General features: G+C 56.3%; 21 protein-coding genes and 1 pseudogene. 14 read left to right on the top strand and 8 right to left on the bottom strand.

What is annotated here, in order from left to right:
* Positions 1 to 5: 5 nt before the first annotated feature.
* From SJY36_RS16265 to SJY36_RS16245, 5 genes are read left to right on the top strand one after another with little or no spacing between them, the layout of a single operon-like run.
* Positions 6 to 1,016: a formamidase gene (locus tag SJY36_RS16265; protein WP_037967434.1), complete on the top strand. Its 1,011-nt coding sequence runs from the start codon at positions 6 to 8 to the stop codon at positions 1,014 to 1,016.
* The gene (locus SJY36_RS16260) at positions 1,013 to 1,693 is read left to right on the top strand and encodes a cysteine hydrolase family protein (protein WP_200867218.1); all 681 of its coding nucleotides are present in this window, start codon (positions 1,013 to 1,015) and stop codon (positions 1,691 to 1,693) included. The genes SJY36_RS16265 and SJY36_RS16260 overlap by 4 nt, the downstream gene beginning before the upstream one ends.
* Positions 1,690 to 3,225: an ABC transporter ATP-binding protein gene (locus SJY36_RS16255; RefSeq protein WP_386176588.1), complete on the top strand. Its 1,536-nt coding sequence runs from the start codon at positions 1,690 to 1,692 to the stop codon at positions 3,223 to 3,225. Before SJY36_RS16260 ends, SJY36_RS16255 begins: the two co-directional genes overlap by 4 nt.
* Entirely contained in the window at positions 3,222 to 3,887 is a 666-nt protein-coding gene (locus tag SJY36_RS16250) for a cysteine hydrolase family protein (RefSeq protein WP_037967423.1), read from the top strand. Before SJY36_RS16255 ends, SJY36_RS16250 begins: the two co-directional genes overlap by 4 nt.
* Positions 3,880 to 4,227 (top strand): cupin domain-containing protein, encoded by a 348-nt coding sequence (locus SJY36_RS16245; protein WP_037967421.1) that lies wholly within the window; start codon positions 3,880 to 3,882, stop codon positions 4,225 to 4,227. The genes SJY36_RS16250 and SJY36_RS16245 overlap by 8 nt, the downstream gene beginning before the upstream one ends.
* Before the next feature lie 176 nt (positions 4,228 to 4,403).
* On the opposite strand, the gene SJY36_RS16240 is transcribed toward SJY36_RS16245, so the two are convergent.
* Positions 4,404 to 4,688, bottom strand: coding sequence for a hypothetical protein (locus SJY36_RS16240; protein ID WP_037967418.1), 285 nt, complete (start codon positions 4,686 to 4,688; stop codon positions 4,404 to 4,406).
* Between the two features lie 37 nt (positions 4,689 to 4,725).
* Positions 4,726 to 5,858, bottom strand: a protein-coding gene (locus SJY36_RS16235; RefSeq protein ID WP_386176585.1) for an IS3 family transposase whose coding sequence is annotated in 2 segments (ribosomal slippage) — positions 4,726 to 5,597 and positions 5,597 to 5,858 — 1,134 coding nt in all. Because the reading frame shifts where the segments join, the coding sequence is not laid out codon by codon here.
* Here SJY36_RS16235 and SJY36_RS16230 point away from each other — a divergent pair.
* Positions 5,852 to 6,289, top strand: coding sequence for a DDE-type integrase/transposase/recombinase (locus tag SJY36_RS16230; protein ID WP_152540677.1), 438 nt, complete (start codon positions 5,852 to 5,854; stop codon positions 6,287 to 6,289). The genes SJY36_RS16235 and SJY36_RS16230 overlap by 7 nt on opposite strands.
* 80 nt (positions 6,290 to 6,369) lie before the next feature.
* Here the strand turns inward: SJY36_RS16230 and SJY36_RS16225 are convergent, their stop codons facing one another.
* Positions 6,370 to 7,140 (bottom strand): carboxylesterase, encoded by a 771-nt coding sequence (locus SJY36_RS16225; RefSeq protein WP_037967394.1) that lies wholly within the window; start codon positions 7,138 to 7,140, stop codon positions 6,370 to 6,372.
* Between the two features lie 71 nt (positions 7,141 to 7,211).
* Positions 7,212 to 8,108, bottom strand: coding sequence for a LysR family transcriptional regulator (locus SJY36_RS16220; protein WP_037967391.1), 897 nt, complete (start codon positions 8,106 to 8,108; stop codon positions 7,212 to 7,214).
* A 132-nt stretch (positions 8,109 to 8,240) separates the two neighbouring features.
* Here SJY36_RS16220 and SJY36_RS16215 point away from each other — a divergent pair, with 132 nt between their 5' ends.
* The 3 genes from SJY36_RS16215 to SJY36_RS16205 are packed head-to-tail and all read left to right on the top strand — an operon-like array spanning position 8,241 to position 11,201.
* Positions 8,241 to 8,753 carry a TRAP transporter small permease subunit gene (locus SJY36_RS16215; protein ID WP_051577644.1) on the top strand — a complete coding sequence of 171 codons (513 nt, stop codon included), beginning with the start codon at positions 8,241 to 8,243 and terminating at the stop codon, positions 8,751 to 8,753.
* Complete coding sequence (locus tag SJY36_RS16210; protein WP_386176581.1) at positions 8,750 to 10,060, top strand: TRAP transporter large permease; 1,311 nt, start codon at positions 8,750 to 8,752, stop codon at positions 10,058 to 10,060. Before SJY36_RS16215 ends, SJY36_RS16210 begins: the two co-directional genes overlap by 4 nt.
* A gap of 28 nt (positions 10,061 to 10,088) precedes the next feature.
* Positions 10,089 to 11,201, top strand: a complete 1,113-nt coding sequence (locus SJY36_RS16205) for a C4-dicarboxylate TRAP transporter substrate-binding protein (protein WP_235208616.1) — start codon at positions 10,089 to 10,091, stop codon at positions 11,199 to 11,201.
* Positions 11,202 to 11,374: 173 nt separating this feature from the next.
* Here SJY36_RS16205 and SJY36_RS16200 read toward each other — a convergent pair whose 3' ends face one another.
* From SJY36_RS16200 to SJY36_RS16185, 4 genes are all read right to left on the bottom strand, one after another.
* Positions 11,375 to 11,968, bottom strand: a complete 594-nt coding sequence (locus SJY36_RS16200; protein WP_260005924.1) for a TetR/AcrR family transcriptional regulator — start codon at positions 11,966 to 11,968, stop codon at positions 11,375 to 11,377.
* 27 nt (positions 11,969 to 11,995) lie between these two features.
* On the bottom strand, positions 11,996 to 13,735 hold the full coding sequence (locus SJY36_RS16195; protein ID WP_037967384.1) for an aldehyde dehydrogenase family protein: 1,740 nt from the start codon (positions 13,733 to 13,735) through the stop codon (positions 11,996 to 11,998).
* Complete coding sequence (locus SJY36_RS16190) at positions 13,732 to 15,354, bottom strand: long-chain fatty acid--CoA ligase (RefSeq protein WP_037967382.1); 1,623 nt, start codon at positions 15,352 to 15,354, stop codon at positions 13,732 to 13,734. The genes SJY36_RS16195 and SJY36_RS16190 overlap by 4 nt, the downstream gene beginning before the upstream one ends.
* Before the next feature lie 76 nt (positions 15,355 to 15,430).
* Positions 15,431 to 17,158 carry a GMC family oxidoreductase gene (locus SJY36_RS16185; protein WP_235208615.1) on the bottom strand — a complete coding sequence of 576 codons (1,728 nt, stop codon included), beginning with the start codon at positions 17,156 to 17,158 and terminating at the stop codon, positions 15,431 to 15,433.
* Positions 17,159 to 17,644: 486 nt separating this feature from the next.
* Between SJY36_RS16185 and SJY36_RS16180 the strand changes: the two genes are divergently transcribed.
* From SJY36_RS16180 to SJY36_RS16160, 5 genes and pseudogenes are all read left to right on the top strand, one after another.
* Positions 17,645 to 18,619: an ABC transporter substrate-binding protein gene (locus SJY36_RS16180; RefSeq protein WP_037967381.1), complete on the top strand. Its 975-nt coding sequence runs from the start codon at positions 17,645 to 17,647 to the stop codon at positions 18,617 to 18,619.
* Between the two features lie 110 nt (positions 18,620 to 18,729).
* Positions 18,730 to 19,767 carry a proline/glycine betaine ABC transporter permease gene (locus SJY36_RS16175; protein WP_037967378.1) on the top strand — a complete coding sequence of 346 codons (1,038 nt, stop codon included), beginning with the start codon at positions 18,730 to 18,732 and terminating at the stop codon, positions 19,765 to 19,767.
* A gap of 10 nt (positions 19,768 to 19,777) precedes the next feature.
* Positions 19,778 to 20,842 carry a glycine betaine/L-proline ABC transporter ATP-binding protein gene (locus tag SJY36_RS16170; RefSeq protein WP_037967375.1) on the top strand — a complete coding sequence of 355 codons (1,065 nt, stop codon included), beginning with the start codon at positions 19,778 to 19,780 and terminating at the stop codon, positions 20,840 to 20,842.
* Between the two features lie 250 nt (positions 20,843 to 21,092).
* A complete protein-coding gene (locus tag SJY36_RS16165; RefSeq protein ID WP_386176576.1) occupies positions 21,093 to 22,043 on the top strand; it encodes an IS30 family transposase in 951 nt (316 codons plus the stop codon).
* 50 nt (positions 22,044 to 22,093) lie between these two features.
* Positions 22,094 to 22,770: pseudogene (locus tag SJY36_RS16160) on the top strand (transposase); the annotation flags it as partial.
* Positions 22,771 to 22,907 lie beyond the last annotated feature (137 nt).

Below are 22,907 nucleotides of genomic sequence, written 5' to 3'. Positions count from 1 at the left end.
AGATTATGAATGGTTTAGGTGGACTGAACAAATCTGACCAAGGTGTTGTGATTGGCATGGTTCAGTTGCAATTGCCGACTGTCGCGACCAAAGCCGAGCTAACAGCACAAACCGCCCGTGTGGTTGATCTGGTGGGCAAGGCGCGCCGCAATATGGCGACGATGGATCTCGTGGTATTCCCTGAATACATGTTGCATGGCCTGTCGATGAACACTGATCCCGAGATCATGTGTACGATGGATGGGCCCGAAGTCGCGGCGCTCAAGCAGGCCTGCGTCGACAATGACATCTGGGGCTGCTTTTCGATTATGGAGCTGAACCCCGGCGGCTACCCTTATAATACGGGCCTGATCATCGACCCGCAGGGCGAGGTCCAGCTGTACTATCGGAAAATGCATCCTTGGGTCCCCGTAGAACCGTGGGAGCCGGGGAATGGCGGCATTCCGGTCTGTACCGGTCCCAAAGGGGCCAAGATCGGGCTGATCATCTGCCACGACGGGATGTTCCCCGAAATGTCCCGTGAAGCGGCGTACAAAGGGGCCGAGATCATGATCCGCACCGCGGGCTATACCGCCCCGATGCGCGAGGCGTGGCGGTTTACCAATCAGTCCAACAGCTTCTGTAACCTGATGATCACCGCGAATGTGTGTATGTGCGGCTCTGACGGGACGTTCGACAGCATGGGCGAGGCAATGATCATCGACCACGAAGGCACCGTCATCGCGCATGGCAAAACCGGACGCGTGGACGAGATCATTACCGCCGAGGTCCGCCCCGATATCGTCCGCGAGGCGCGCGTTGGCTGGGGCGTGGAAAACAACCCCTATCAGTTCGGGCATCGCGGATATGTTGCCGTGAAGGGGGGCGCGCAGGATTGCCCCTATACCTATATGACCGATCTCGCGAAGGGGGCCTATCGCCTGCCATGGGAGGATGAGGTCAAGGTCACTGACGGCACAAGCTGTGGCTTCCCGCTGCCCAACCGTAGATTCAACGAGCAGGAGCCGCAGACGTGACCACCGTTCAAAGCCACCCCTACGTCTGGCCCTATAACGGCGATCTGCACCCCGAGAATACGGCGCTGGTGATTATCGATATGCAGACCGATTTCTGCGGGGTCGGCGGGTATGTCGATCACATGGGCTATGACCTGTCGCTGACCCAAGCACCTATTGCGCCAATCAAGTCGCTGCTGGCGGACATGCGGGCCAAGGGCTACCACATCATCCACACCCGCGAAGGGCATCGCCCCGATATGGCGGATCTGCCCGCGAACAAGCGCTGGCGCAGTCAGCAGATCGGGGCAGGGATCGGCGACAGCGGCCCCTGCGGCAAGATCCTGATCCGCGGCGAGGCGGGGTGGGACATCATCCCAGAGCTCGCCCCGCTGGAGGGAGAGACAATCATCGACAAACCCGGCAAGGGCAGCTTCTATGCCACTGATCTGGAGCTGATCCTGCGCACAAGGCAGATCGAAAATCTGATCCTCACCGGTATCACAACCGATGTTTGCGTTTCCACCACCATGAGAGAGGCGAATGATCGCGGGTTCGAATGTGTGGTCGTCGAGGATTGCTGCGGTGCCACCGACCCCGCAAACCATGCTGCGGCGATCAAGATGGTCACAATGCAGGGCGGCGTCTTTGGGGCCGTGACCACCAGCGCTGATCTGATTGCGGGGCTACCGGCATGACAGCCGCCACGCATACCTCAGGCGGGGCCATTAGCGTCGAAGCCGTCGGCATGACCATGCGCTTTGGCGATTTCACAGCGCTCGATGATGTCTCTCTCAAAATACCGGCGGGCAGCTTCCATGTGTTGTTGGGCGAAAACGGTGCCGGTAAATCGACACTGGTGAAATGCCTCATGGGGTTTAACCGCGCGACACATGGCGAGATGATCGTGGATGGGGCGCAGGCCTTCATGACCGATCCGAAGGTCGCGCAATCGCTGGGGCTGGGAATGGTCTACCAGCATTTCACGCTCGTGCCCGCGCTGACCGGTGCCGAAAACCTGGTGATCAGCCGCACCGACACCCCAAGCGTTATCGACTGGGCACAAGAACATCAGTCGCTTCGGTCCTTCATGGCGACGATGCCGTTCAATGTACCGCTCGACCGTCCGGTCAGCCAGCTTGCCGCAGGCGAAAAGCAAAAGCTCGAGATCATCAAACAGCTCTACCTTGGCAACCGCTTTCTGATCCTAGACGAGCCGACATCCGTGCTGACCCCCGCCGAGGCAGATGAGGTTCTGGGCCATATCCGCGCTATGACGGACGCGGGCGCGCTGACTGTGCTCATGATCTCGCACAAGTTCCGCGAGGTGACGGCATTTGCCGATCACGTCACGATCTTGCGCCACGGTAAATACGTCGCCGGTGGCGCAGTGTCCGAGATGAGCGTGGAAGACATGAGTGCGGCCATGATGGGCAAAGCGCCTGTTCACAATCCGCGTGTTCGCGTTGATACGGCACGCAAACCTGTGCTGCACCTAAACGGCATTCGGGCACAAGACCGTAGCGGGTTGAACAGCATCCAGATCGACGACGTGACCCTGCATTCCGGCGAGGTTCTGGGCATCGCTGGCATCTCGGGTAACGGCCAGATGGAGCTGATGGAAATCCTGACAGGACAGCGTCGTCTCCAAGCTGGAGAGATACGGGCAAACGGCACCCCCTACACCGCCACACGGGCGGAGGCGCGGCAGCATAAAATCCGCTACCTGCCCGAAGAACCTCTGCGCAACGCCTGCGCCCCCAAGATGAGCGTCGCCGATAATCTTGCTTTCAAGATGTTCGACGTCGACCGCAACGGCCGGCCGGCCTTCTGGTGCAATCGCAAAGATATGGCGCGCAATGCCGATCGGTTGATTGCCGATTTCAACGTCAAGACAACCTCGCCCGATGCCCGTATCGCCTCGCTTTCCGGCGGGAACGTGCAGCGGGCTGTTCTGGGGCGCGAGCTGACCGGCGAGGTGAATGCGCTGATCATCTCCAACCCCTGTTTCGGGCTGGATTTTGGTGCGGTCTCCGCCATTCGCGACCGCATCATCGAAGCCCGCAACAACGGTACGGCAGTGCTGCTGATCAGCGAGGATCTTGACGAGATCATGGAGCTTTCTGACCGCATTTTGGTTATGTCAGAAGGGCGCATTGCCTTTGAAACCACCGCCGCCGCGGCGGATCTGACAGAGATCGGGCAGCATATGGCAGGGCATACCGCATGACACAGATCCCCGCCCGACCTTTCGATTTTCCGCTTGCACGTGATCGGGTTGCGCTGATCATTATCGACATGCAGCGCGATTTCGTCGAGCCGGGCGGCTTTGGTGCAAGCCTTGGCAACGATGTCCGCGCGCTGCAGGCAATCGTGCCCACGGTTGCGCGGCTGCTTGCAGGCTTTCGCGCCGCTGGCTTGCCGATCTTCCACACCCGCGAAGCACACCGTCCCGACTTGTCCGATTGCCCGCCCGCCAAACGTCTACGCGGTGCGCCTGCGCTACGTATTGGGGACGCGGGGCCCATGGGCCGTGTGTTGATCAAAGGCGCGCCCGGATGCGAGATCATCCCCGCGCTGACCCCGCTGCCGGACGAGCCCGTAATCGACAAACCCGGCAAAGGTGCCTTCTACGCCACAGACTTCGGCGACCAGCTTGCCGCACGGGGGATCACCCAACTTGTCTGCGCAGGAGTCACGACCGAGGTTTGCGTTCAAACCACGATGCGCGAGGCCAATGATCGCGGGTTTGAATGCCTCTTGGCCACCGATGCCACCGAAAGCTATTTTCCAACCTTCAAAGCTGCCGCGATAGAGATGATCGTCGCCCAAGGGGGCATCGTCGGCTGGGCAACCGATACGGATACAATTCTAGGAGCGCTCAATGGCTGAGGGTCTGCCATCACCAAACGTGTTTCGGGGGCTCGTGCCCGACGGTTGGCAAGACATGACGTTCGAGCCCTTCCGTGACGGCGTCGAGATTTGCCACCTCAGCCGAGGTGGCCCGGACGTCGCCCTGCTGCGCTACGCCCCCGGCGCCTCTGTTCCCCGCCACCGCCATCAAGGGTTAGAGGTGATCATCGTCCTGTCCGGCAGCCAAAGCGATGACCATGGGCGGTATTGGGCGGGAGATGTCGTGCTGAACCCGACGGGAAGCGAACATGAGGTCTGGTCCGAGGATGGATGTACGGTCCTGATCCAGTGGGAACGCCCGGTGACGTTTGTCGACTGAGCTGCATGTCTTTCCCGGATCGCCATGCTGATCAAAATCATTTGATTGAGTGCCACGCTACAGAGTTTTAGAAAGCCCGTTTGCACCGCATTAACTGGCCAGTCTCTCATATTTACTATTCCCATCGCTAGCGCGCGCCATCAACAAGAGATATCAAATTGCTAAAGAATTCTTGATCAATGGATCAGCTCGCGTTCCCCTACCATTGGTGACGAGATCGCGCTTTCAGTAGACACAAAACATATCCACGCGTCAGGCGTTTCTTCAGCGGTGGCAGGGTAAAAGGTCATATTTAGCACTACTACTCCGAGCTTTATCTTGCAAACTAAGGAGTTATTGGAAGGAACAAAGCCATCATCGTAAGCGAACCATTTCAATTCAACGGATGTGAGCACAGATGGAACTAAGAGGTCTTCAACGCTGGCAATATAACTCGTATGCTCTTCATCGGAACCCGACATGGACCTGTCACCCTTTCGTGCCGCTCCTGCAACTCATTTATGCGGCCTTTCGTTCAAAAGCCAAGGGGCTTTTCCAGCCGAGTGCTGAGTGTTTTCTTCGTGGGTTATAGAATCCATTTATATAGTTGAAGATTGCCAGTTCAGCAGCGCGTCTGGTTGGCCAGGATTGTCGCCAAATGAGTTCTGCTTTGATGGTTTTGAAGAACGTTTCGACGGCAGCATTGTCAAAGCAATTCCCTTTCCCAGACATGGACACCTTAAACTCGTGCTTGCGTAGGGCCTTCTGGTAGTCATGCGAGCAATATTGCGACCCGCGATCCGTATGATGGATATAATCTTTAGGCGGTTTGCGTAGATTGATTGCCATTTCCAATGCTCGGATTGCCAGATCACGCTTCATACGATTGCTAACAGCCCAGCCGATCACACGCCGGGAATGCAAATCCAAGATAACCGCCAGATACAGCCAGCCCTCGCGCGTCCAAATGTAGCTGATGTCGCCCGCCCATTTCTGGTTTGGCTTATCAGCGTTGAAGTCGCGATCCAGCAGGTTTGGCGCGATATTGAACTTGTGGTTGCTGTCTGTGGTCACCTTGTATTTCTTTGACCTTTCAACGCAGATGCTGTTCTCACGCATGATCCGACCAACACGACGGTGACCCACGTCGACGCCGGTCTCCTTCAGTTCTTCTGTCATTCTGGGGCGACCATAACTACCCAGAGATAAGGCAAACTGTTCCCTGATATGTGCCAACACAACCAAGTCTTTACGCTGGCTGGCGCTCAATGGCCTGGAGCAAAAGGCGCGATAGCCACGCGGGCTAACATCCATGATTTGGCACAGCCGATTGACCGACAGCATGTCCTTATACTTTGCAATGAACGCAAACCTCATTTGCTTCGCTCCGCAAAGAACTGGGTGGCTTTTTTTAACACTTCCCTCTCCTCGCGCAGCAGACGGTTTTCTTTGCGAAGGTCAGCCAGTTCACGTTCTATATCAGATTGCACGGTTGGCTTTTCAGGGCAGCGCTGATCGTGCTGTAACCAGCGACTCAGTGTAGAAAAGCCAACGCCAAGATCAGCCGCAACTTGTTTGCGCGACAGACCGCTGGTTAAAGCTATGTGAACCGCTTCTGCGCGGAATTCTGGAGTTCGTTGTGGTGATGCCATTTCGTTTCTCCTTTGAGGCAAAATACCAAGTCAAAGGAGCGGAACAAATCCGCGACAGGTCCATAGCGCGGAAATCAGGCAGGCGGCATCAATCGAGCGGTTACAAAAGCTATGCTAAGGTTACTGCTGAAATGAACCGCGGTTGCGGGTCTGAAGACGCTATCCGGCACGTCGATCGCAAGCATTTGAACAACCGAATTGAGGGTGATCACGGCGCGTTGAAACAACTTCTCAGGCCCAAACGGGGTTTTCGAAGTCTAAGCGCGGCCAAAAACACATTAAAAGGAATTGAAACACTCAGAGCCATCAAGAAGGGACATTTTGCAAACAACGAAACCGGCGTTCACAACGAAACCGAATTCGTTGCTAACTTGTTCGATGAAGCCGCACAATCTCAAATCCAACGCCGAGCATCTGAAATTTACAAATAATGCAACAGAACCGTTTTGAGCTAGGCATTAAAACCCAGTCATAATTGCCGCACTACGGGGGCCGACAGTCATTGCACGATCTACCTTGATGACAAAGTCAGGAAATCAGCGATCCTCGTCGCGATCAGGGCACGATCATAATCCAATGTTGCGACATGATATGAGCGCTCTAACCAGCGAAGTTGAATATCGGCCGATCCCACCAACGTCGCAATGCGATGACCATTATCGGGATCCACGACATGGTCCTGTCGCGATTGCAGGATGAGCACTGGCTGTTGGATAAGCGGCAGCAAAGCGCCGGTTGTGTTCGTGAGCAGAAAACGCTCTTTCAGCGTTTCTCGCGGGATTTGACCATAGCATATTTCAGACATCCCCGGCTCGGCGATATCCGATCCAATTCCCGCAACGGCATCCTGCCCGTCGGTGTCATAAAGCGGTGCGACGACCTCGGGCCGATAGAGACCGGTCGATCCATTGATGCTGACGACGCCATGTATTTTACTTGGCATCCGCGCAGCGAGGTTGAGCGATAAAGTGGCCCCCAAAGAAAGCCCACCCACAATGATGCGATCACATCGGGACGCCAGGGTTTCCAGCGCGGCTTCTGCGGATGCCACCCAATCGCGATGACCCGTCTGAGCCAGGGCGCTAGGGGTCTTGCCATGGCCGACCAACAGCGGGCAATGCACAGTAGCACCGCTCAGCGAATGTACGTGATGCGCGACTTCGCGTACGCTTTGGGGGGTGCTCGTAAAGCCGTGAAAAAAGAGAAAGCCGATATCGCTGCCTTCGAGAAGGAAGGGCTGCGCCTCGGGCAAATCGAAGGGATAAATCGGGGTCTGTTTCATATTTGCATACAATCGCGCTATCACCGCGCGAAGCAAATAGACTTGCGGTATCGTCCGATAGCTGGACGTGATCAGCCGAGTTGAGGAAAGTGGTTGCGAAACTGGCGCAGAAGACCGGTATCGGCTTTGGTGCTCCAGGCCATAGAGATCGTTGCTTCTGCGTCCAGCTCGTCAATCAGTGAAAGTTCCAGTGCGGCGGGAAGACTGTCGGCCATGCTCATAGGGAAAAACGTAACCCCGCGGCGCTCGGCCACGCGTTGCAATATCACCTGAACGTCCCAAGCCTCATCGACAACTACCGGGCTAAGGTTGGCCTGATCACAAGCGTTGTCGAGAAGCGCGCGCCAAGATCGCCAGTTCTCGCGCAGGCCCATAACAAAAGGCACGCCGTCCAAGTCCTTGACCCGTGCGGGTGCCTCTCCGGCAGGTGTGACGATACCGATGGACGAGCTCCAGACCGGCATCTGGTCAATCCCGGGAGCAGCTACCGTAGGATGGGACAGCAAAAATCCAAGGTCGATCCCACCAGATTTTAAGCTTTTCAACATGTTATCGGTAGACATCACATGCATCTCGACCTGCACCCCAGGGATACTACGATGAAAAGCGTCTAGTGCTTCGGAAATTTGGCGTGAAGCTGCGAGTGCGGAGTATCCGACGATGATATGCCCACGCGCACCCGCTGCATTCTTTCTTGATGCCCGGATCGTCCGCTCGAACTGCGCCACCGTCTGGCGCGCGTCATCAAGAAAGACTACCCCCTCGGGCGTAGGCACCACACGCGGCCCACTGCGATCGAAAATCCGAAAACCAAGATCAACCTCGGTGTCTTTCACCGCTTTCGAAATGGCCGGTTGCGCGATATTGAGCAGTTCAGCCGCCGCTCTGAACCCTTGCGCATCTGCGACGGCCAAGGCGTACCGCAGATGACGAAGGTCTAAGCGGGTGGGTTTCCTGCTGTCGTGCATTCACATGCTCCATGGTGATCGCGTTTCGCTATCACTCGATCAGCCATCGCTATTTGTCAACTGAACCTCGAGAGAGGAGGTTAAATCGGAATTACGGGTACACATCCCGTCTTGGTATGGGGAGGAGGCCCGATGCTGAAGTTTTTCAACAGACTGTGCTCTTGGCTGATGTACGTAGGTGGTTTCGGCGTCATTGCGATGATGCTGAACATCGTAGCTGATGTCGTTGCAAAGCTGGTGTGGAATGCGCCGATCCAAGGCACGGTCGAAATGTCTTCCTACTATTATATGGTTGCGCTGGTCATGCTGCCGATGGCGTTTGTCGAGATGCAGGACCAGCAGATATCGGTTGATCTATTGTTCAATCACTTTCCGAACTGGCTTCAGAAGTTGGCCTTGTTCCTAAGCTGCATAGCCGCCGCGGCGATCCTTGCCGTTATGGCGTGGCGAACAGGTCTTGATGCGGTGCGGGCGCTGCGTGTGGGCGAAGTGGTCATGGGCGGACGCGAGGTCATCGTCTGGCCGTCACGGATGGTTTTGCCGTTCGGTTTTGGCCTTGCCAGTCTCGCTGCTTTTATACGCGCCGTCCTTGTGGTGAGCGGACAGCCTGTGACGCAATCGCAGCTAGATGGAAACATGTCATGAGTAACCTTTTGATCGGTTGGATCGGCGTAGGAGCCTTGTTTGGTTTGTTGGCCTTCCGGATGTCCATTGGCACGGCGCTTATGGCGGTGTCCTTTGTCGGCATTACTGTGATGTTCAACCTGCAAGCCGCACTTGGGATCGTGAGTGCGATGCCTTTCAACTTGATCGGGGATTGGTCGCTGACGGCGATCCCGATGTTTCTGTTTATGGGCTTTATCGCGGCCAATACCGGCCTGACTGCGGGCGCGTTTGATCTGCTACGCGTCTTGTTGGCGCGAGTGCCGGGCGGGCTTGCTTCTGCGAGCGTCGGGGCGTGTGGCCTTTTCGCCGCGGCCTCGGGTTCGTCGATCGCGACGACCGCAGCGATGTCAAAGATTGCCGTGCCCGAGATGCTGAAAGCGAAGTACCATCCGTCGCTGGCCACAGGTGTTGTCGCGGCGTCGGGCACGCTTGGCTCGCTTATTCCGCCATCGATCCTGATGGTACTTTACGGCATCTTCACCGAGCAATCGATCGGCCAGCTGTTTATCGCAGGTGTCATTCCCGGCGTGCTATCGGCGTTTGTCTATATGGCAATGATTACCGTGCGTGCCACGCTGACGCCCGCGCTTGCACCCGCTGTCATTGAACGGGTTGATCGTAAAAAACTGCTGGGTCTGCTCTGGTCGGTCTGGCCTTTTCCTGTGCTGGTTCTGGGCGTCCTTGGCGGCATCTTCGGCGGATTTTTCACCCCGACCGAGGCGGGGGCCGTCGGGGCGTTTCTGGCTGCAACCGTCGCGCTGCTACGCCGCTCACTCACGCGCAAGGCGTTGGCCGAGGCAATCCGCCAGACGACGCTGGCGACGTCTTCGATCTTCTTTCTGTCCATCGGCGCGGTGATGTTCACCCGGTTTATGGGGCTATCCGGTGTGCCACGGGCACTGACTGATATGATGCTATCGGTCTCTGACAACCAGTTCGTAATCATCCTGATGATCGCTTTGCTGTTTGTCGTCCTGGGCATGGTAATCAACTCGATCGGCTTGATCCTGCTCACACTGCCTATCCTGCTGCCGGTGCTAGAAGCCGCCGACATCAACCTGATCTGGTTTGGCATCATCTGCATCAAACTGCTTGAGATCGGCCTTGTGACGCCGCCTGTCGGATTGAACCTTTACGTTCTACACAGCGCGCTATCGGGCGAGGTTAAGCTGCGCGACATCATCTCGGGCACCACGTGGTTCATCGCCATGGATATTTTGACCCTGTTTATCCTGATCGCCTTTCCCGCGATCAGCCTGTTCCTGCCCTCGCTCATGGCGCAGTGAAAACTTTTCAACCGGAGGAGACGACACAATGAAACTGAAGACATCCCTTTTGGCCCTCGCGGCCTGTGGCCTTGGCACTGCTGCCATCGCGCAAAACGCCAACCACTTCTTTGCCGAACGCCATTCGATGGTGCGCGGCCCCTATGTCGAGTTCGCCAAACGCGTGGCCGAGGAAACCAACGGAGACGTGAACTTTACCGTTTTCGCCGGAGGGTCGCTTCTGCCGCCGGCCGCATCCCTACAAGGCGTGCGGGATGGCGTTGCTCAAGTGACCTATCACGCCGGCACCTACACCCCGTCCGAACTGCCTGTTGCCAACCTGATCGGCAACTTTGCGTTTTATAACACCGATCCGATGGTCATGGCCTTTGCGTCAACTGAATTCGGCCTTACCAACGAGGCCGCACTGGCCGAGTGGAAAGAGAATGGCGTCGTTTTCGGCGGCGGCTATTCGACGTCGCAATATTACATGATGTGCAACACACCTGTCGCGACCTACGAGGATATTCAGGGCAAGCGTCTGCGCATGGCGGGTGGTGCCTGGTCACGCTTTGCCGAACATGTGGGCGCGGTACCCGTGTCGATCCCGTCAAGCGAGATGTACACTGGCCTCGACACAGGATCGCTTGATTGTGCAGTTGCGGCTGCGGATGCGTTGGATTCCTTTTCGCTTTCGGATGTGGTCACGCACATGAACACGCTTGCAGTAGGGAACTACTATGCCGGATTTGAATGGGGCTATAACCCTGCGTTTTGGCAAGGCTTGTCCGAGGCGTCGCGCAACGTACTGTTTGACCAGATGGCATACTATCTTGCGCAGCACCGGGTGGAGTTCGACAAGGATGTTGAAAAAGCGGTTTCCGCCGCCAAAGAAGGCGGCATGGAGATTTTCGAACCTGATCAGGCTCTGACGGAAGCGCTGGCGGAATTTGTAACTGCCGACGAGGCCGTGCTGATCGAGAACGCCAAGAACCGCGGTATTGAGAACCCGGAAGCGCTGCTGGCAGACTACAAGCGCATCGTTGATCGCTGGGCTGCGCTGCTGGCGGATGTGGACCACGGCGATACCGATGCATTGGCAGCATTGGCCAAAGCAGAGATCTACGACAAGTTGGACCGCGCAAACTACGGTATGAATTAACCCACATATATTATGGACAGTCCCGGGGCGTTGTCAAAGCGCCTTGGGGTTCCTACCGCCCTGCGACCTGATAGCGTTTTGATCAAAACGCTATCAGCAATGTAGACTGTCATTCGAAAGCGCGCAAATGATCAGAAGACTGTTTGCAGCATATGATGCAGACGCAGGTGGGGTTACCCGGCAGCGGCTTTGAGCACCTCGGTCATTTCCTCCAACTCACGCGGGCGACCAGAAACACTCAACTGCAGCAAATATCGAAAAGCGCCGTCGAAACGCAGATATAGAAGTTCCTTGGCTTTGCGCTCTGAGGCTATCGGATTCATCATCTCGATCAGCTGTTCTTCAATCTCGTCAACGACGGGAACGAAAGCTTGGTCAAATAGCGCTTGGTTTCGAATGTCGTACCAAAGTCGATGAAGCTCGGCTTCGGTACTGATCGTTTCTGCCAAAGCAGTACAGAACGCTGTCTTGATGCGATCTGGGTTGGAAATACCACTGACAGATGCAGAAATTGTTCTGGCAAACTCGCTTTTGTACTGTCGCACACAGTAGATCAGAAGCTCGTCCTTATCCTCAAAATAGTAGTGCAGACTGCCAAGCGACATTTCTGATTGCGACGCAATATCACGCAGGGTGGTACGGGCATAACCATAAAGCTTAAGCGCGCTGATCGCACTTTGCGCAATCTCGCGTTTGCGGTTCTCACGCTTGCGGGCCTTATTCGCTTTTCGGTCCGCAAGCCTACCTGTTTGGGTCATGTCGTTCATCGGGCACTCACATTTGTCCCTGCCGACCTAGCCCAAAAGGGCGTGAAAGAAAATACGCGGCAGCTTGAACCAGCTGGGTTTGTGCTGAAACCGGGTCAGCAAACGACCGATATGATGCTGACGCTTGTTTGACACAAACCAGGGCGGCCGGGGCAGCAGGCTCATCCCGCCGGATAGCAGATTGCGCGGGAAGGGGCGGAACGGGGCCTCGATCACCGTGCGTTCAACGTTTTCAAGCATGAAGGTATTGTGGACGGTGCCCACACCAGACTGGACGTTTTGCAAGGTTGCGCCAGCAAAGCCGCCCCAGGGACAGGCAGTCACCAGAAAGGCAAGGCCGGACCATGCATTGATCGCAATCGCGCCATAGCGGAATTCGGCGATGATCTCTTCGAACCGTTTGCGACCCATAGCGCGGATCGTGGCAGGGTGGATGATGATATTGCCACCCAATGTGCCATAAAGCGTATCATTTGCCCATTTAATCGCCGCGATTAGATAGGTTTCGGCATCTTTTGACTCGATGCGCATAACACCAAGCGCAGATGTGAAAACTTCGGTCTGGGCCAGCCAATCGCTATCACCCTCGGCCATATCGGCAAGATAAAGCGGAGCCACATCCGCCCCACGATCCAGCGTTTGCGGGTTTTCGGCGTGATCGACAAAAGCCTGTTGGCGATCTTCGGCACCGGGGTAGTAAGCGGCCCGTTTGGTGTGTTTGGCCATCACATCGGCAACATTCCCCATCAGCTCGGCTGTCTTATCCCAACCCTTCGGCAAAATAAGGCTCTGCACCGCGACACAGTTAAAGCCACCGTTATGCAGTTTCATGGTGGCGATGCTTTCCGCCTGAAAGCGCAAGTCCGCCTTGGTCCACGGGCCTGGTACGATGATGGTGGGGCAAACGGCACCAAGCTCGGATGTCATGTGGCGGGTGTTTTTCGGCGTGTTGGCGGCCTTGTTCTTCTCGCCTTCCTCGCCTGCGCCCCAGACGATTAGATCATGGGTGGCGCGAGCACCGGTAATGTGGATTTCCTCGACCAGCGGATGCGTCGTAAGATAGGCCCCTGCCGGACCATCGCCACGATGGATACGTAATGCGTCGCGGTCGATCAGCGGTTTCAGGGCGGCCTGCAAAGGCTCGGTCAGGTAGTCGTTGACGGGGTTCATTTTAAGCAAGACCACCTGGTTTTCCAGAAAGAGCTTCTGGAAAGCATCCAGCGGCGTGATCGCGGCGATATTGCCGGCGCCCAGAACCAGCGCGACCTTGCCACGCCGTTGGTCTGCCGGAATATCATAGGCTGATGCAGCGTTGTTCTTGAGGTTGGCGGGGGTCACGCCTTTTTGCATCCAGACATCCGCATGCACGCCCGAAATCAACAGCCGGTCCCAGATCGAATGTGGCACAACGCGCACGGCGGTTTGGCCGCTTGGCAGGCTGCGTTTCTTAAGCCCGTCCAGAAAGGTTTTGCCTTCCATCTGTGACAGTGTGTCCATCAGACCGTTGCAGCAGGACATGACCGCATAGGGGCCCGACGTCCATTCCTCCCCCAACAGGGGGGAATCTTGTGGGATGCCCTTGGCCTTGCCCGCCGCGTCGACCCATTCGTCGGCGACGCGCATCAGATTGTCTTTGACCGCCTGCAAAACCGCGATGCGGTCGTTCAGCGAGGTTTGCGCCCAACGGTGCTTGGCCGCGTCTAGGGCTTTTAGGTCGATGTCGTAGGCCGCTTGCAGATCGGGGGTGAAGTTACTTTGATGTTTCATGCGGCTCCCTCCAGAAGGATGTTCGCGTAGATCTCGCGTAGTTTGAGTTTCACCACTTTGCCTGTGGCACCTAGGGGCAGTTCATCGACAAAGATCACCCGATCTGGCACCTGCCAACTGGCGACTTTGCCGTCGTAGAATTTCAGAAGCTCCGCTTCGGAGACGTCACCAGACTTGACCGCGATCAGGATCGGACGCTCGTCCCATTTAGGGTGATGGGCAGCGATGGCGGCGGCATTTGCAATCGCCGGGTGACCGATTGCGATGTTTTCAAGTTCGACCGTAGAGATCCATTCGCCCCCGGATTTGATGATGTCCTTTGAACGGTCTCGGATCACCATGAAACCATCCGCGTCAATCGTGGCAACATCGCCAGTGTCGAACCAGCCATCGGGGGTCAGCGCCGAGTCTTCTTTGTTAAAGTAGCTGTGGACCACCCAAGGACCGCGCACCTGCAGGTCGCCCTGCGTCGTACCGTCTTCGGGCAGCACGTTACCGGCTTCATCTACCAGCCGGATTTCTATCCCGTAAACCGAGCGGCCCTGGCCCACGCGAATGTCGGTTTGCGCTTCGGTCGACAGACCCTCGTGACACTGCAGCAAACGGTTAACCGTCGCGAGGGGGCTGGTCTCTGTCATGCCCCACGCTTGAATCAATTCGACATTATATTTGTCACGGAACGTCGTATACATCGACGGCGGCATCGGTGCGCCACCGACAATGGTGCGGGTCAGACTTGGCAGCTTAGAGCCGGATTTCTCCAACGCCGCCAATAGCCCCATCCAAATGGTGGGCACGCCAAAGGCCGCGGTCACGTGTTGGGTGTCGATCAGGTTGGCCAGGCTGTCCCCATCCAGCCCCGGACCCGGCAGCACCAGTTTTGCACCGGCCGACGCCGCAGTATAGGGCACGCCCCATGCATTGACGTGGAACATTGGCACAACCGGCATCACCGTATCACAGGCCGAGATCGCAAGCCCGTCGGGCTGGTTGCCCACAAGCGCATGGAGCAAGGTCGACCGATGGGAATAAAGCACGCCTTTCGGGTTTCCCGTGGTTCCCGATGTGTAGCATAGCGACGAGGGTTGGCGTTCATCGAGTTCGGGCCAGACAAAATCCGGGTCCCCGTCAGCGATCAATTCATCATAGAATTGCAGCCCGTCAAACATCTGGGCGGCTTCGTCGTCCCGCGGGCCCAGCAGAACGTAGTGCTCGACCGTATCAAACCGGTCCTTCAAGTTTGCCACAGCGGGCAGGAAGGTTCGGTCAAAGAACATCACCCGATCTTGCGCGTCATTGGCGATATAGACCATCTGGTCGGGATGCAGACGCGGATTGAGGGTATGGCAGATAAAGCCCGCACCCGAACTGCCAAAGTAAATCTCGAGGTGCCGCCGGTTATTCCATGCGATGGTGCCGCACCGGGTTTCCTGCGGCAGGCCCAGTTTGGTCAGTACCGAACCCAAGCGCCGCGCATTCCTGGCAACCTCTTGCCAGTTTGTGACGTCGACTTCGCCCGAAGTTTCAACCGAGACAATTTCGGTGCGCCCGTGGCAGCGGGCTGCGTGATCGATAAGGGAAGAGATCAGCAACTGCTGGTCCATCATTTTGCCAAGCATAGAGTGGCTCCGTAATTTTAAGACTAAAGGGGGGCTCCCGACCCCGGTTGCCCGAGATCGGGAGGGGTCGGTCAGGTTAGGCCCGGATCAGGTCAGAGCACTTTTCGCCGATCATGATGGCGGCGGCGTTCGTGTTGCCGTTGACGATCGTCGGCATGATAGACGCATCCGCGACGCGCAGCGCGTCGATCCCGTGGACTTTCAAATCCGCGCCGACCACCGCCATGTCATCGGACCCCATTTTACAGGTGCCGACAGGGTGATAGATCGTCTGGATATTTGCCCGCAAATAGGCTCGAATTTCGTCATCAGTTTGGACATCCGCCCCCGGAAAACGCTCTTCGCCACGGAAATCATCCAGCGCAGGAGAGCTCATGATCTTACGCGCGATCTTGACCCCCTCGACCAAAATTTCCAGATCTTGAGCCTCGGCAAAAGCATTCGGGTTGATCAGCGGCGCATCCTCTGGGTTGGCTGAAGCGAGCGTGATTTCACCAACTGACTTCGTCCCAACGAGGCTTGGCATGATGGTAAAGCCTTCGCTGTCCGTTGGATTACCAGCACCGTCCGAGATGAACCAGGTCGGGGCAAAATGAAACTGAAGATCAGGGGCAGGGGCGTCCGGCATAACCGTCAGATATCCGCCTGCTTCGCCAATATTCGACGTGAGCATTCCCATGCCCTTGGCGAGCAGTTCTGCCTGCTCAGGCTCAGTCGCATGGGCGAGGGTTACGGGTTGCGTGCAGACATGGGCAACCGGTGCCATCAGGTGTTCCTGAAGGTTCTGACCAACACCGGGGAGGTCATGAACCACCTCTATCCCCAGCTCTGTCAGGGCGCTGCGTGATCCAATGCCCGACAGCATCAAAATCTGGGGTGAGCCGATCGAACCTGCCGACAGGATGACTTCAGCCTCCGCCATGACCTCGTGCATCTCTTCGCCGGATTTGAACCGCACACCGACGCAGCGGCCATTTTCGACAAGGAGCTTGTGGACATGGGCTTCGGCCTGAATCGCGAGATTGTCGCGCGTTAGGGCAGGGTGTAAGAAAGCGACGGCCGTCGAATTTCGCATCCCGTCTTTTTGCGTGACCTGATACAGGCCGAACCCTTCCTGCTCTGTGCCCGCATTGAAATCGGGCTGAGCTGGATAGCCCGCCTCTACAGCGGCATCGACCATCGCGAGCGTCACAGGATTAGGGTCCCGCAGGTCCGCTACGTTCAGCGGGCCACCTGTGCCGTGATGATCATCGGCACCGCGTTCGTTATTTTCCGACCGCTTGAACAGGGGCAAGACATCTGCGTGGCTCCAGCCGGGGTTTTCTGCCCCCCAAGCATCATAACAGACCGGATTGCCCCGCTTGTAGATCATCGCATTGATCGAGCTTGACCCACCAAAAACTTTTCCTCGGGGCATATACAGCTGAATATCGGCGGAATGCTTTTGGGGCGTGCTGCGGTAAGCCCAGTCTAGCGGGGTCTGAAATAGATTGGGAAAGGCAGCAGGAATGTGGATGAACTGGTTTTCATCCGCAGGCCCTGCTTCAAGCACGAGCACGTTCTTGTCCGGGTCCTCCGACAGGCGCGCCGCAAGGGCACAACCCGCAGAGCCGGCACCGATAATGATGTAATCATATTTTTCGGCTGCTTGCGCCTTGGCATGGCTGGCCCCTAGTGCAAGAGGTGCCGCAGCGGCCACCCCGAGTGCTGCGCTTTTGCGCATAAAGTCACGCCGCGAAATACGGCCTGCGTCAAATTCCTGTGCAACGGCTGCGTATCTTGTTTGGTTCTTTTCGCTGTTCATGATCAACTCCTCCCAAGTCATTTTCATCAAGGACTGCCCCTCCACTGGCGACCCTTGATACTGATTGGTATCTGAACAGATGAACTGGTCATATGTCCAGTGTTTTATAAATCGGGTTTCTGAGCAATAAATTATGAAACATAAACCGACAGTTAGAACTCGGAGCAGCAGTAGTTTTGACGGCTTCAATAGCGCAGCCTTTGTGTTTGTCCTGCATTATTCTAAGTTCCGCAGCGTTTTGTGTTGAGAGCCCGGCCCATATCAGAACTACCTTCGTGATCGGGTTGCAAACCCAAATCGCTGTAGTAGGTTCCGACCGAAGCAGAAATTGACGCGGCATATCATCCCCTTGCAAGCCGCAAGGGTCGCCGGATCTTGTACCTGAAACAAAGGCCGACCCGGTACATATGCTAGTGACGACGCTTTGCCGGCCATCGCGATAAACTTGCGGCCGCTAAATTGAATGAACGAACAGGAGTTTCCAATATGAATCGCTACATCCTTAGTGCTGCGCTGGCGGCAGTGATCGTCCCCGGTGTCGCTTTGGCGAATGAAGATTGTGGCGAGATCACCATCGCCGAGATGAACTGGGCCTCTGCTGGAGTTGTGGTGGCTGTGTCCAACTTCCTGCTTGAGCAGGGATATGGCTGTGATGTCACAATCGTCCCGTCCGACACTACGCCCGCTGTCACCTCGCTTTCCGAGAACAACGAGCCCGATATCGTGCCGGAGCTTTGGCCAAACTCGGCCGGTGACGCCTATAAGAAAATCAAGGCTGACGGCAAAATCGTCGAGCTGACCAGCGTTCTTGAACCCGGCGGTGTCGAAGGCTGGTGGATTCCGACCTACTTGGCCGAGGCGCACCCCGAGTTGAAAACCATCGAAGGTGTGATGGCGAACCCCGAGCTGGTCGGCGGCATGTTCAACAACTGCCCCGATGGCTGGGGCTGCCGGATTGTGAACGACAACCTGATCCGCGCGATGGATCTTGAAGGCTCGGGCATCGAAGTCTTCAACCACGGTTCTGGCGAAACGCTGGCCACGTCGATGGCATCGGCCGTGCAAAGCGAGGAGCCTTGGTTCGGCTACTACTGGGGACCTACCACACCACTGGGCAAGTTTGACATGACCAAGGTCAGCTTGGGCGAAGAGATCGAGGCGGCGCAAATAGCCAACGCGAATGCTGATTCCGCCGACGCAGCCGTTACCGAATTTGCCACAGCGCCCGTTTTGACCGTTGTCACCAAGGATTTCCAAACCTCTCACCCCGAGGTTTCCGAGCTGATGTCCAAAGTGCAGTTCGAGACGAACCAGATGAGCAGCCTCTTGGCGTGGATGGACGAGAACAACGCCAGCAGTGAAGAAGCAGCCGTCTATTTCCTGACTAACAACAGCGAAATCTGGAAGGACTGGATCAACGACGACGCGCGCACGAACCTGTCCGCGCTTCTCGGCGATTGATCCAAAGCGACACTCTGGGGCGGTCCGGTGCATGAACTACCGGGCCGCCCTTTATAGCTAATCGACTTTAAAGAACGAAGGGCCGACGTAAACGCCCTCACGGGGGATGCATGGCAACATATGATTTTATCTTCGACAAGCTTGGCTTGCGCGATTGGTGCGGCGGCGTAGATGGCGGCGACACTGCCCCGATGTCGATGGCTGAACTGCTGGGCAAAACAACCGGCACCGCCGACGAGGTCTCGGCATGGGACACACCCTTTCCATCGCTCGATAATCTGCACGATGCTTGCAACGCAATCCCGCAGTCGCGCGATCTGACCACTGGTCTTGAAAGCGGGTTCTTAAACATCAAGGACAGTCTGAAGGTCGTCGTCGACCCTCTGACACAACCCCTTAGCTGGGCGCTGAACGAAATGCTCTGGGTGATGCAGGCGGTGCCTTGGTGGATTATGATCCCGCTGCTGATGCTGATCACCTTTGTGGTTGGGCGGTCGCTCAAGCTGGTCGGGCTTGTAGCGCTTTGCTTCGGGTTTCTCGCATTTGTCGATTATTACGATTACACCATGCAAACGCTGGCGATTATCTTCGTCTGTGCCTTCATATGCGTGCTTCTTGGGGTGCCGATAGGGATTGCGATGTCACGCAGTGACCGCACCCAACGAATTATGATCCCGATCCTTGATATGCTTCAGACCCTGCCGCCCTTTGTGTATTTGATCCCGCTGATCTTCCTTTTTTCGGTCACCGAACCAAAGCTGTATGGGATCGCGATCATCCTGTACGCTATCGTGCCCGTCGTCCGCTTGACCGACCTTGGTATCCGCCTTGTCGACAAGGATGTGATCGAGGCAGCCGATGCCTTCGGTATGACGAGCCGCCAAAAACTGTTCGGGGTGCAAATACCACTGGCGTTGCCCAATATTATGGCCGGCGTGAACCAAACAATCATGATGAGCCTCGCGATGGTCGTGATTGCCTCGCTGGTGTCCGCTCCGGGGCTTGGGGTGCTGGTTTTGCGCGGTATTCGCAGTCTGGAACTGGGCGTAGGCCTGCTATCGGGGTTAGGAATCGTGCTTCTCGCGATCATTCTTGACCGGGTAACCAAAGCAGCGCTGGCCCGCATCAACGCCGGCCAGTCAGAATAAGGAAACGGACATGTCAGACGAAATCAAAATCAAAATCCGTAACCTTTTTAAGATCTTCGGCGATGACCCGAAAGCTGCGCTAGAGCATGTAAAAAATGGCATGGGAAAGACCGAGCTTCTGGCCGAGCATAACCACGTGCTGGGGCTAAATGACATCAACGTCGATATACCCGCCGGAAAGACCACGGTGATCATGGGCCTGTCGGGATCGGGGAAATCGACCCTAATCCGCCATTTGAACCGCCTGATTGACCCCACCTCGGGCGAGGTGCTGGTCGATGACGAAGATATCTTGTCTTACAATGACAAGCAGCTGCGCGATTTACGGCAACACCGGATGTCGATGGTATTCCAGAAATTCGCACTGTTCCCCCACCGCACAGTTCTGGAGAACACCGGTTTGGCCCCGTCAATCGAAGGTCAAAGCCTGAAGAAGTACGAAAGCGAAGCACAAAAATGGCTCGCCCGTGTCGGCTTAGAGGGGCAGGGCGATCAATATCCCCATCAGCTGTCCGGCGGGATGCAGCAGCGTGTCGGCATTGCCCGCGCACTGACCAGCAATTCAGATATTATGCTGATGGACGAGGCATTCTCGGCGCTGGATCCGCTCATCCGTACGGATATGCAAAACCTATTGGTCGAACTTCAGGAGGAGCTGCAAAAGACCATCGTCTTCATCACCCACGATCTAGATGAATCCCTCAAGCTAGCGGACCATCTGGTTATTTTGAAAGACGGTTTCGTCGTCCAACAAGGCGAGCCCCAGCATATTCTGTTGAACCCCTGCGACCCGTACATCGAAGATTTTGTCAGCGACATCAACCGCGCGCGCGTTCTGCGCGTCCGGTCGGTCATGCGGAAAACGACCGACGTGACAGGTGAAATCAGCGGAGAAGTGGATCATAATGACAATTTGGAATCCTTGATTGAAAAATCAGGGGGTGACACGACCATCCGCTATCGTGTGATGAAAAATGGAGATCAGGTCGGAACACTAGAAATGGCCGATTTGGTGCGCTCACTGGTTCCAAAAGGCGGCTCTTCCGACCCTGACGCCGCACGTCGAACCGGATAACTCTATTTTCAAAAGCGCCGACATACCGTGTCGTCGTGATTGCTGCGTACGAAACAATGAGACGTGATTAGGTATATAGAAATTCGATGGGCATTCTAAACCCGCTAAACCTCAAAAGTGTTCAACTGCCGGAAAACAATGTGGATAACATAATCCTAATTATCGGTTCACGTATCGCGCACAGGCGCGCGCTACCTTCAAGTGCGACTCTTGTTAGAAAACAGTAGTTTATCTAATGGGAGGAATCGTTATGGGAGCCGTTTACGACCAACTGAGTATCACAGAACGACGCAAGATTGAACGCTGGAGACACGCGAAGGTCCCAGTTGACGAGATTGCGCGCGTGCTGAAACGCTGCAGATCAACGATATTCCGCGAGCTAAAGCGCAACCATTTCTCGGACGAGAGCATGCCGGGATGCGATGGCTATTACGGTGCTGCTGCCCACCTGATGCAAGCGGAACGTCGTGCTCGAGAGCGCAAGCTGATCAAACATCCTGAGCTGTGCAGACGCGTGATTGAACGCATCAAGAACGGCTGGACACCTGAGCAGATCAGTAACCGCATGATCCACGAGGATGCCCCACTCAGGGTCTGCCAAGAAACCATCTATCGTTACATCTATTCCAAGGAAGGTCAGCGCGAAGACCTGTGGTGGTATCTACCGACCCACCGTGTCGCCCGTAGACCACGTCGTACCAGAAGACGCAGAGAACCCAAATTCCACCGCGATGTCAGTATCCTGTTCCGCCCTGATGATGTCGCGCATCGCCGTCAGTTCGGTCACTGGGAGGCCGATTTGATGCTGTTCAAACAAAAGCTTGGCCAGAACAACGTCACCTCACTGGTCGAGCGCGTCAGCCGCTTCACTGTGATCCTGAAAAACCCAAACAAGCGCACTACGCCGGTTATGGGAAAGATCATAAAGTCGATCAAAGACCTCCCCCTTGTCGCCCGCCGGTCCATCACTTTTGACCGTGGCACCGAGTTCGTCAGCTCGCCGCATCTACAAGCCGAGATTGGGACCCAGACGTGGTTTTACGACCCCTCCAGTCCCTCTCGGGACATCGCTACGCAATACCCTGCCGGGCCACGCATGGCAGAAAGGCACAGTCGAGAACACGAACCGACGCCTTCGAAGGTGACTGCCCCGCAAACGCGACATCCGGCAATGCACAGATGGGAATCCCCCCCGATTTAAATGGGATGCGGAAGTAGAATATTCTCGGCAGGATGAACGAGGAGATTCCGATGAAGAAGACACGTTTCACAGAAGCGCAGATCATGGCTGTGCTGCGCCAGATGGAAGGCGGAGTGCCTGCTGCTGAGTTGTGCCGCGAACATGGCATGAGCAGCGCTACGCTTTACAAATGGCGGGCGAAGTATGGCGGCATGGATGCAAGCCTCATCAGTGAGATGAAGGCGATGGCCGAGGAGAACCGACGCCTGAAGCGTATGTTTGCGGATGTCAGCATGCAGAACGACTTGCTCAAAGAGGCCTTGGGAAAAAAGTGACGCGGCCAGCTCAACGCCGGGAGCTGGCCGTAAAAGCCGTGGCAATGAAGGGCGTCAGCATCGCGCTGACCTGTCGGGCATTCGAGGTCAGCGAGACGTGCTACCGATACAGCCCGAAGATCGATGACGAGAACGAGCAGATCGCCGATCTGCTGCTCGGGCTGGTGAAGGCGAAGAAGACCTGGGGCTTTGGCCTGTGCTTTCTTTACATGCGCAATGTCCAGGGACATGGCTGGAACCACAAGCGGGTCTACAGGATCTACCGCGAACTGGAACTGAACCTCAGGATCAAACCCCGCAAGCGGCTGAAGCGGGACAAGCCCGAAGCGCTGACGGTTCCGGAGGCTGCGAATGAGGTCTGGTCCATGGATTTCATGGCCGATCGCCTCGGTGTCAATCGCAGAGTAAAAGTGGGCCAGGTCGCGGCATAAAAAGGGGCCACTGCGTTTGATGTTGTTTTGCGCTTTGGCGCGCGTGCTCTTCACAAAGCTGAAGCGGGCCAAAGCGCATGCTGGCCCTTGGGCCAGCATTTTCCTGTCTTTGATTGTGG

Source organism: Sulfitobacter sp. R86518 (assembly GCF_042466275.1).
In the GTDB taxonomy this organism is placed as follows: domain Bacteria; phylum Pseudomonadota; class Alphaproteobacteria; order Rhodobacterales; family Rhodobacteraceae; genus Sulfitobacter; species Sulfitobacter pontiacus.
Note: the sequence above shows the minus strand (reverse complement) of the source record. Positions and strands in the feature narration are given on the sequence as shown.